General features: G+C 62.9%; 11 protein-coding genes. 9 read left to right on the top strand and 2 right to left on the bottom strand.

From position 1 onward, the window contains the following. Nucleotides 1-2 precede the first annotated feature (2 nt). The 5 genes from I6E56_RS07900 (at nucleotide 3) to I6E56_RS07880 (ending at nucleotide 4,155) form a co-directional block, all read left to right on the top strand. Nucleotides 3-641, top strand: a complete 639-nt coding sequence (locus tag I6E56_RS07900; protein WP_197137170.1) for a TrmH family RNA methyltransferase — start codon at nucleotides 3-5, stop codon at nucleotides 639-641. 6 nt (nucleotides 642-647) lie between these two features. Beyond that, a complete protein-coding gene (locus tag I6E56_RS07895) occupies nucleotides 648-1,895 on the top strand; it encodes an FAD-binding oxidoreductase (RefSeq protein ID WP_197137168.1) in 1,248 nt (415 codons plus the stop codon). Between the two features lie 162 nt (nucleotides 1,896-2,057). After that, nucleotides 2,058-2,636 carry a hypothetical protein gene (locus I6E56_RS07890; protein WP_197137166.1) on the top strand — a complete coding sequence of 193 codons (579 nt, stop codon included), beginning with the start codon at nucleotides 2,058-2,060 and terminating at the stop codon, nucleotides 2,634-2,636. After that, nucleotides 2,636-3,262, top strand: a complete 627-nt coding sequence (locus I6E56_RS07885) for a signal peptidase I (RefSeq protein WP_197137165.1) — start codon at nucleotides 2,636-2,638, stop codon at nucleotides 3,260-3,262. The genes I6E56_RS07890 and I6E56_RS07885 overlap by 1 nt, the downstream gene beginning before the upstream one ends. Next, nucleotides 3,259-4,155, top strand: coding sequence for a hypothetical protein (locus I6E56_RS07880; RefSeq protein WP_197137163.1), 897 nt, complete (start codon nucleotides 3,259-3,261; stop codon nucleotides 4,153-4,155). Before I6E56_RS07885 ends, I6E56_RS07880 begins: the two co-directional genes overlap by 4 nt. Nucleotides 4,156-4,173: 18 nt before the next feature. Here the strand turns inward: I6E56_RS07880 and I6E56_RS07875 are convergent, their stop codons facing one another. Further along, nucleotides 4,174-4,593, bottom strand: a complete 420-nt coding sequence (locus tag I6E56_RS07875; RefSeq protein ID WP_231606279.1) for a protealysin inhibitor emfourin — start codon at nucleotides 4,591-4,593, stop codon at nucleotides 4,174-4,176. A 112-nt stretch (nucleotides 4,594-4,705) separates the two neighbouring features. After that, nucleotides 4,706-5,809 (bottom strand): M4 family metallopeptidase, encoded by a 1,104-nt coding sequence (locus tag I6E56_RS07870; RefSeq protein ID WP_197137161.1) that lies wholly within the window; start codon nucleotides 5,807-5,809, stop codon nucleotides 4,706-4,708. 168 nt (nucleotides 5,810-5,977) lie between these two features. Here I6E56_RS07870 and I6E56_RS07865 point away from each other — a divergent pair, with 168 nt between their 5' ends. From I6E56_RS07865 to I6E56_RS07850, 4 genes are all read left to right on the top strand, one after another. After that, nucleotides 5,978-7,264 (top strand): adenylosuccinate synthase, encoded by a 1,287-nt coding sequence (locus I6E56_RS07865; protein ID WP_197122636.1) that lies wholly within the window; start codon nucleotides 5,978-5,980, stop codon nucleotides 7,262-7,264. A 185-nt stretch (nucleotides 7,265-7,449) separates the two neighbouring features. Beyond that, entirely contained in the window at nucleotides 7,450-8,070 is a 621-nt protein-coding gene (locus I6E56_RS07860) for a GNAT family N-acetyltransferase (RefSeq protein WP_197137160.1), read from the top strand. Beyond that, entirely contained in the window at nucleotides 8,067-9,020 is a 954-nt protein-coding gene (locus tag I6E56_RS07855; protein ID WP_197137159.1) for a DMT family transporter, read from the top strand. Before I6E56_RS07860 ends, I6E56_RS07855 begins: the two co-directional genes overlap by 4 nt. A gap of 108 nt (nucleotides 9,021-9,128) precedes the next feature. Then, nucleotides 9,129-10,034 (top strand): amidase domain-containing protein, encoded by a 906-nt coding sequence (locus I6E56_RS07850; RefSeq protein WP_197137158.1) that lies wholly within the window; start codon nucleotides 9,129-9,131, stop codon nucleotides 10,032-10,034. Nucleotides 10,035-10,097 lie beyond the last annotated feature (63 nt).

Genomic DNA, 10,097 nt, shown 5'->3' with positions numbered 1-10,097 from the left:
GAATGGTGACTGAACCGAACCCCAGCGTCGAGCTGTCGACCAACGGCGTGGGGCCCTGGCGGGGCGAATTGCCTACCGATGCCCACTACGACCCTGTGCTGCTCGAACGCGGCGATACCCGCAACGTCATCGACCGGTATCGCTACTGGAACATGGAAGCGATTGTTGCCGATCTCGACGTGACGCGGCATCCCTTCCACGTTGCTATCGAAAACTGGCAGCACGACATGAACATCGGGTCCATCGTGCGCAGCGCCAATGCGTTCGGTGCCGACACGGTGCACATCATTGGGCGGCGGCGCTGGAACAAACGCGGCGCCATGGTCACTGACCGCTACCAGCACGTGTTGCATCATCCGGATGTCGCGGCCTTCGTCGAGTGGACTGAAGCCAACGACCTGCCGATCATTGCGATCGACAACGTGCCCGGCAGCGTCATCATCGAAACTTTTGACATCCCCAAGCGCTGTGTGCTGCTGTTCGGCCAAGAGGGCCCCGGGCTCTCTTCCGAAGCAATCGACGCAGCGACGGATGTCGTAGAGATCAGCCAGTTTGGTTCAACCCGATCCATCAATGCGTCAGCCGCGGCTGCCGTAGCGATGCATAACTGGATTACTCAGCACGTCAGCTTCACAAAGTAGGGAACTATGACCCAGCCCGCGAAAGTCACCATTATTGGCGCCGGAATCGTAGGGCTGTGCACAGCCTGGTTCTTGCAGGAGCGTGGTGTTGAGGTCACCGTGCTCGACCGCACGGGTGTTGCCGCTGGTGCTTCGCTCGGTAACGCCGGTTGGGTCGCTCCTGCACTGACCCTTCCACTGCCCGAGCCGTCGATCTTCAAGGTCGGCATCAAGGCCGTTATCGACCCGACATCTCCCGTCTATGTCCCTCTCGCAGCGAACTCGACACTGCTGCGTTTCCTCACTGGTTTTGCCCGTCACTCGACGCCCAAGATGTGGCGTCGCAACATGGTCACGTTTGCCGAGATCAACAAGTGGAGCCTCGAATCTTTCGACCGGATGGAAGAGGGCGGAGTCTCCGCCGCGCTCAAGCACGCCGAGCCGTTCCTCGCCGCCTTCACGAGCGACGCCGACCGCCAGGTCATCACCCACGAATTCGATGAAGTCGCGGCCGGTGGCGGTCACGTGAGCTTTGAGAAGATCACCGGCGACGAGCTGCGTGAGTTCGAGCCGAGCGTCTCGAAGCTCGTGACGCATGGGCTGCGCGTGGATGGCCAGCGCTTCATCAACCCGCCCTCGTTCATGCAGGTGCTTGCGGCATCCGTGCGCGCTCGCGGAGCCACGATCGTGGAAGGCGCGAAAGCGACCGGCATCCGCGACCTCGGTGCTGCGGGAGTCGCTGTCGACGTTGAGGGCCACGATGCGGTGCTCAGCGACGAAGTGGTTATTGCTACCGGAACCTGGCTCGGCGACCTCGCCCGCCAGTTCGGCGTGCGCCAAGTCGTGCAGTCGGGTCGCGGCTACAGCTTCAGCGTGAAGCCGCCCGTGATCCCCACGCACCCGATCTACTTGCCCGCCCAACGCGTTGCCTGCACGCCCCTCGGGGATCGGCTGCGGGTGGGAGGCATGATGGAGTTCCGGTCGGTCGATGCTCCCGCCGATTCTCGCCGCATCCAAACCATCGTCAACGCGGCCAGCCCGATGTTCGACGGCGTCGACTGGGATGCCCGCGAAGAAGAGTGGGTCGGCTCGCGCCCCTGCACTCCCGACGGCCTGCCGCTCGTGGGCGGAACGCGCTCGCCGCGCGTTCACGTTGCCGGCGGTCATGGCATGTGGGGCGTCACCCTCGGTCCGTTGACAGGCCGGATTCTCGCCGACTCGATCACCGGTGGCGAGAAGCACCCGCTTCTCGACGCATTTAACCCGCTGCGGTAGCGCTCGCAACACAACGGCGCCACCAAGTGGGGCGCCCGCCCGAACACCCCCACTTCGCGGCAGGCCTCCCTAAAAACGTGGCGATTCTCAGGATCGAGAGCTAACGTCGGGGGAACGATCACTCACCCGAACCGTGATCGTTCGCATTCTCTGGGGGAGAGTATGTCTGCGTCTCGCGAGCAGAAAAGTCGAAAGACATCCACGATCATCCGACTGGCATTGGCCGGTGTGGCTCTGGTCGGTATTGGTGCTGCCGCCACGAGCGCCGCCTGGACTGCGCAGACCACCCTTACTGCTGGTGCGCGAGCCGCATCGATTGAGCTTTATGGCGCTTTGGCGGTCGACGGAACCTGCCCGACCGGGTCAGGCTCCCCTTACGTGGAAGCAGACACGAGTGCCGCAGCTGTGGCCATTACGCTCGCATCGGGTGAATTCGCAGCGCTTCTGCCGGGCCAAGAGCGATCGGTGGCGATCTGCCTCCGCAACGGCGGCGACCTCCCGCTGACTGTTTCGCTTCAGCCCATCGCCGTGACGAGCAACTCCGTCTTTGGCGGTTCAACTCCAGCGACCATCGAGGTGCGCAAGAGCGGGGTCGCCTACTCGTCCACGGTTCTCGCCGCCAATGCCGTGCTTCCCCTCGATGTCGTCGTCACGACCCCCGCAAGCTGGCCGAGCGCCTATCAGGGACAGTCATCCGGCGCCGTTCAGATCTTGTTTAGCGGCTCAACGGACGTGCCCTAGTGCGCGCCGCGAAAACGCTCCGTACCTTGGGTGACGGACTGCTGTGGATTATGGCCGTGATCGGTGCGATCACCGGGGTGTTGTGGATCGCACATGCTTTCGGCCTGGTTCAGCCCCTTGTTGTTGTCTCGGAATCGATGCAGCCCGCCATTCGTACCGGCGACCTTCTTGTTGCGCTTCCGGTTCCCGTTGAAGACCTGGTGGTCGGAGATATTGCGAGCCTGCCGTCAACGGTTACGGGCAATCTCATCACTCACCGCATCATCAGCATCAGCATCGATGGCGACTCGGTGGCGTTTGAAATGCAAGGCGACGACAACGATGCTCCGGATGCCGAAGCCTACGTTTATGAGGTCGGTGACACCGTGCTGCATCCAGTGCTCACTCTCGCCGGGGTGGGAACCGTCGTCACCGCGCTCGCCTCGCCCTTTATCGGCGTGCCGCTGTTCGTGGCGATCGCGGCGGGAATCGTATTGGCGGTGCTCCCGGCGAATTCGAGTGAGAAGAGTCGTGACGACTCCTGCGGCGACGATGACGACGATGACGACGGGGCTGACGACACGACTCCGTCCGAAAGTGTCGCTGCGGCGTCTGCCGGCACGGCTGAGAAGGGAACCGCCTCGTGAAGCACGCAATTTTAGGTGTCGTCGCGCTTGCCGCTACCGCCCTGCTGATGGTGGGTTCAAGCCTCACAGCGCAGGACACCACGGTTGCGGCCTGGACTGACCCTGTCGAGTTTGTTGCTGAGGCAACAAGTGGCACGTGGGGCAGCACGTCCCCGACTCCAAGCTCGATCGTTATCGTGGCTGGAAACACCAACACGTCTCTCGATTCCACCGTGTGGAACATTCCGTCGTCATCCGCAGATTCAAGTTTTTGTGTCGTCGTGACCGTGCGCGGCACAACTTCCACATCCGCAGCGTGGCAGCTCCAAGCCGACATGACGCTGCCGCCGTTCAACGGTCGCACCGGCAGCTCTGGTGTTTACTATCAAGGATCCACACAGGCCTCGTTCGCGACGACAAACCAAAGCCCCAGCACCCTGCTCATCTCCGGAAAAAGTAATGGGAGCGCGACGTGGAACGCGTCATACAACAACGCGCTCATCACCGACGTTCAGCCACTGACGATCACGATCTGCGTCAGCAATACGCCCATCGCGGCGACCGGTGCTGCCAGCTACTACAGCGTCACCCAATCGCCGACAACGTGGACAGACACGAAAGCGTGCGTGGCCATCACCGCAACCGGAACGGTCACCGACCTTGAAGCGAACCCGTTCTTCTTCGGATGGGTGGCAACCGCAAACCTCGCCGGGGCCAAGAGCCGCATCACGAGCGCAGGTAAAACGGTGAACTACGTTGGCTGGTCGCCGGCACCATCGAGTGGCTATGAGTTCTCGACTTCGCCCACCACGTATAACCCCGTGGCAGACAGTTACTCGATAACGTCGGGGCGCACCACGGCGATCAAGGGAACTCAGTCGAGCACGATAACGGCGTGTGTCTACGGCTACTAGCCGCAGCGAAAGGGACGGTTAGTCGCACTCGATTTCGGGTTCAGGTTTCAGCTCTGGTGTCGCTTTCTGGCCTGATGCGGGTTCGGGTTCGGGTTCGGGCTCGGGCTCGGGCTCGGGCTCGGACTCTGGCTCAGGCTCTGTCGCGGGCGCGCTCACGGGTTCGCTCGGGCGCGCTTTCGCATTGGCGTCGCGCACGCGATCAACGAGTTCACGCCACGGACCAACGAGCTGCTGCTCGGGGATGACCGCTTCGTGCGGTTCGCAGTGAATTTCGTAGGTGTAGCGGTCGGGCATCGTGCTTTCGACCGGATGCTCGTGCCACGGCAGTTCTGCAATCAGCACGTACCACCGCTCGGGGTCGGGTTGCTCGTCGACTACGACATCCCACTCCACGCGGCGACCGAGAAGGCCACCGCTTCGCCACACCTGTACCTTCACACGTGCATGCTATCCGGTCAGCGTGCAGGCGAACAGGGTGCGGGCGAACAGCGTACGACGAACAGGGTGCGAACCAACGCAGCACCTCCGAGCGGGGTTTCAGCTCACGGCGTCACGCTTCGGCGGGAATCACTCCGACCAATGCCCAGCCGGCTGCGACCGCGCGCTGTTCGTCAGAGCCGTCACCGAAGCGAGCAACGGCGGCCGCGATGGTGGCGGCAGCGAATTCCGAGAACTCGCTGCGGGGTGTGAGCGAACCATTGGTGAGGGTGTCGAACCAGATCTGGCCTGCACGTTCCCACGCGAAGCCGCCGAGGGTGTCGGCGGTGCTCCAGAAGGCGCGGTTGGGGATGCCCGAGTTGAGGTGCACGCCACCGTTGTCGGACTGTGTGACGATGAAGTCGTCCCAGTGAGCGGGCTGCGGGTCTTTGCCGAGCACATCGTCGTCGTAGGCGGTGCCGGGCGCTTTCAGGGACCGCAGAGCATTGCCTTCGACCTCATCGGTGAAGATGCCTTCGCCGACTAACCACGATGCTTCGGCCGCGGTTTGGCGCCAGGCGTGCTGCTCGACGAGTGCCCCAAACACGTCGGAGACGTGCTCGTTGAGGGCGCCGCTCTGGCCGCGGTACACAAGGCCCGCGGTGAACTCGGTGACTCCGTGGGCGAGCTCGTGACCGATGACACTGAGCGAGCGAGTGAAGCCGGTGAAAATTTCACCGTCACCATCGCCGAAGACCATGCGGCTGCCATCCCAAAAGGCATTGTCGTAGAGCGTGCCGAAGTGCACGGTCGCTTCGAGGGGCGACGAACGATCGTCGATCGAGTCACGCTCAAACACCTCCCAGAACAACGCGAAGGTGTGGCCGAGGCCGTCATAGGCCTCGGACACCGAAGTGTCGCCTGTCTCGGGCTCTCCTTCTGAGCGCACGAGGATGCCGGGCAGAGTCTCCCCGGTCTGGGCGTCCGAAATGGCTCGGCTCACAATGCCGCGCTCTGCTGGCTCATCGGGGCGCAGCGACCGCGGTGGGAGCTTGTGCTCGTGACGCCCATGATCGAGGTGATCGTGACCGATGTCGGTGAGGGAGCGCTTCGCGGCCTGCGCTGCTCGCTCAAAGCGGGGGTCGTCGAGTGTCGCGATTCGCGACAGCAAAAACGGGGGAACGATCGCGCACAGGGCGCGAGGCGAGTCAGCGGGGGAAACGTGGTTCAGTGGCATCCGGAACATGCTTCATGCTGACACGGACCACCGACGCTGGCGATGAACACTCACGATTCTCACGGAGTCCCCAGCTACGCCGCCACGCAAGAAATCGCTACGACAAGCACAAGACTGCTCTCGGGTAGACTGAGGTGTAATCCCCCCACTTCTTCGAAGGGATCCACCATGCCAGCAATCGTCATTATCGGCGCCCAATGGGGCGACGAGGGCAAGGGTAAAGCAACCGACCTCCTCGGTAGCCGCATCGACTATGTCGTCAAATTCAACGGCGGCAACAACGCCGGACACACGGTCGTTATCGGCGACGAAAAGTACGCGCTTCACCTTCTGCCGTCTGGCATCCTCACCGAAGGCGTCACCCCGATCATCTCCAACGGTGTCGTCATCGACGTCGAAGTTCTTTTTGAAGAACTGGATGCTCTGATCGCCCGTGGCGTCGACGTCTCCAAGCTGCTGGTGAGTGCCAACGCGCACGTCATCACCAACTACCACCGCACCCTCGACAAGGTGACGGAACGCTTCCTCGGCAAGCGCCAGATCGGCACGACCGGTCGCGGAATTGGTCCGGCGTATGCCGACAAGATCAACCGTGTCGGCATCCGGATTCAAGACCTCTTTGACGAGAACATTCTTCGTCAAAAGGTTGAGGGCGCTCTCGACCAGAAGAACCACCTGCTCGTGAAGGTCTACAACCGTCGCGCAATCGAGGTTGAAGAGATCGTCACCGAACTGCTCAGCTATGCCGACCGTTTGCGCCCCATGGTCGCCGACACCGGTCTGCTGCTGAACAAGGCACTCGACGATGGCGAGATTGTGCTCTTCGAGGGTGGCCAGGCCACGATGCTGGATGTTGACCACGGCACGTACCCGTTCGTCACGTCCTCCAACTCCACCTCCGGTGGCGCGGCTACCGGTTCGGGCGTTGCCCCCAACCGCCTCGAGCGCATCATTGGAATCGTCAAGGCCTACACAACTCGCGTTGGTGCCGGCCCGTTCCCGACCGAACTGCACGATGAGTCTGGCGAGTTCTTGCGTTCCCACGGTTTTGAGTTCGGAACCACCACCGGGCGTCCGCGTCGCTGTGGTTGGTACGACGCCCCCATCGCCCGCTACACAGCGCGCGTCAACGGCGTCACCGACTTCGTGCTCACCAAGCTCGACGTGCTCACCGGCCTCAAAACGATTCCCGTCTGTGTCGCGTATGACGTTGACGGTGTGCGCTTCGACGAGATGCCTGTCTCTCAGTCCGACTTCCACCACTCGGTGCCGATCTACGAAGAGTTCCCCGGCTGGGATGAAGACATTACTGGCGCTCGCACCTTCGAAGACCTGCCCAAGAACGCGCAAGACTACGTGCTCGCCATTGAAGCAATGAGCGGCGCCCGCATGTCAGCGATCGGCGTTGGCCCCGGCCGCGACGAAATCATCGTTCGTCACGACCTCGTCGACTAAGCCTCGACACCTAGTTCGCACTCAAGCGGCACGCACCGGAGAGATCCGGGGCGTGCCGTTTCTGCGTTGGCGGTGGAGTGTTCGGGGTAGCCAATCGGGGATGGCTGGACCGAACGGCCGTAATCGGTGGGTGAAGGTCCGAAATCCGCGGGTGCGATGTCGTAGCGAGGTGGGAAGATTTCTGAGTGACCGTAACGCGCCCGCAGCCCCGCATCCTTCAGGGAACCTTCGTCTCCGTTGAACCCCTGACCGAAGCGCACCTCGCTGACCTCTGGCCCGCCCTCGGTGTGCCCGCGGTCTTTGCCGGTGGCTACGGTGGCGGCCCTGCCGGGCTGCCCGCCGACGAAGCATCCTTCATCGAATGGATGCGCGCTGGCTACCTCGGTTACGCCGACCGGCTGCCGTTCGCCATCCGCCTGAGCTCTGGCCCCGACGCCGGCCGTCTTGTCGGCGTGAGCACCCTCGGTGACCTCGACGATAAGAACGCCAACGCGCACATCGGCTGGACCGCCTACGACCCGACCGTGTGGGGCACCGCCGTGAACCCCGAAACGAAACTCCTGCTGCTCGGGTTTGCCTTCGACAGCGGCTACAACCGCGTGCGCCTTCAAGCTGACTCCATCAACGCCCGTTCGCGCGCCGCCATTCTCAAACTCGGTGCGACCTTCGAGGGCATCCAGCGCCAACACCTGCTGCGGGCCGACGGCTCGTGGCGCGACACCGCGGTGTACTCCGTGATTGACTCCGACTGGCCAGGCGTGAAGGCCAGACTGCTCGCCCGTCTCGAACAGGAGCCGCGCGCGTGAGCGCCCGCGTTGCTTCCGCAGGTCGGGTCGAAAAGCATGACACGGCATCCCCGCTCGGAACCTGGTTGCGGTTTGCCGCGGCCGGGCTGGTGTGGGGCTCCAGCTTTCTGTTCATGAAAGTGGCTTTGGATGGCGTGAGCTTTGGGCAGGTCGCCTGGAGCCGGGCGGTACTCGGCGCTCTCGCGCTCGTGGTGGTGTTTGCGGTCAGCCGTCGTAAGCTCCCGCGCAAGCCCATCGTGTGGGCGCACTTCACGGTGCTCGCGTTCCTCTTCGCCGTGTTCCCGTACCTGCTGTTCGCGTGGGCTGAGCAATACGTGAGTTCGGGCCTCGCCAGCATCTACAACGCGACAACGCCGATCATGACCGCGATCTTTGCGACGCTCGTGTTCCGGGTCGAGAAGCTGTCGCGCTCACAGATTGCGGGCGTCACCCTGGGCATCTTTGGGGTGCTCGTGATCATCGCCCCGTGGCAAGCGGGCGACATCAGCGGCAGCCTGTTGGGCCAGCTCGCGTGCCTCGGCGCAGCGCTCTGCTACGGCGCCGCGATGAGTTACCAGCGCAAATTTGTGGCGCCCTACAAGGTGCCCGGCGTCACCTCCGCGACCATGAACATCGGCATTGCCGCCGTCATCTACCTTCTGCTGACTCCGCTCGTCGCGACCGGCCCGGTGAACCTCACCCTCCCCGTGGTGGCCAGCCTCCTCGCGCTCGGGGTGCTCGGCACCGGCATGGCCTACGTCTGGAACTACCGGGTGCTCGCCGAATGGGGCCCAACCCGCACCTCGACCGTCACCTACATCACGCCCGTCATTGGTGTCATCCTCGGCTTCGTCATCCTGAAAGAAACGATGTCGTGGCATGAGCCCGTCGGCGCTGTGCTCGTGATTCTGGGCGTGCTGCTGGCGCAGGGCAGGCTGCGGATTCCGTGGGGCGAGCCGAAGGTCGTCTAGGCTGCGGGCTCGCCGTGAGGCGCAAGCCACGTAACTAGTTCCTATGAATCAGCGCAGACCCTCCGCTTTCCGAGTCATGACCCAGCCGTCGTCTGGGAGAATATTCGGATGGCTTCTTCCTTTCTCGTGCGCCGCATCGGCGTCTCTGCGGCTGCGCTTGGCGTCGTCGCTGCGATCACCGCGTTTGTTGTGATTGCTGCGCCCGTCACCGAAACTGCGGCACCAGCCGAAGAAGAAGCGGTCGCTGCGGTAGTCGTAGCCGAGCCCGAGGTGCAGGCGATAAGTTCCGCCACGGGAACGCTCGTGGCCGGTGAATCTCTCGTCATTACCGGCACAGCCCTTGACGATGTGACCGATGTCACCTTCGGGGGAGTCTCCGCAACCGACGTTGTCGTGACCGACAGTGAAACCGTCACCGTCACCGTTCCCTCTGCCGTCGACTTTCAGCCGTCAACCGTAGACATCGCCGTGCTGGCGGATGACGCAGCGGTACCCACCGCAGAGACCCTCGACTACACGTACGAAGCATCCACCCCGGTCGACAACCAAATGCAGTACCTCATGGAGCACTGGGAAGACTACAACGTCGACGAATACGGCGACCTCAACTCCGTTGGTGGCGACTGCGCCAACTTCGCCAGCCAATCGCTGCTGATGCGCGGCTGGGATATGACCGCCGACTGGTTCAACTACGACGCTGCCGCCGACTGGAGCGGAGCCTGGGGCTACGTTCCGACCATGGAAATCTGGCTCAACTCCAACCCCGAACTCGGCGCAACCCAGTTGAGCTTCGACGAGCGTGACCAAGCGAAGGTCGGCGACCTCGTCGTCTTCGACTGGAACGACAACGACTTCCTCGACCACATTCAGGTCGTATCCTCGGTCGAAACTGTTGACGGCGAAACCGTCATCAAGATGGTTGGCCATAACCTCGACACCAACTACCGCGACCTTGACGAAACCATCACCGTCGACCACCCCGGCGCTACAGGACACTTCTGGAGCATCCCGTAACGAGCCGCTGTGCTAGCGGTGCGAGCGCCGTTGTTGTCGGTGCTGTCCGCGCCGTTCGGCGCC

This window comes from Salinibacterium sp. NK8237, assembly GCF_015864955.1.
Classification (GTDB): domain Bacteria; phylum Actinomycetota; class Actinomycetes; order Actinomycetales; family Microbacteriaceae; genus Rhodoglobus.
This window is presented reverse-complemented; position numbering and strand designations above follow the sequence as displayed.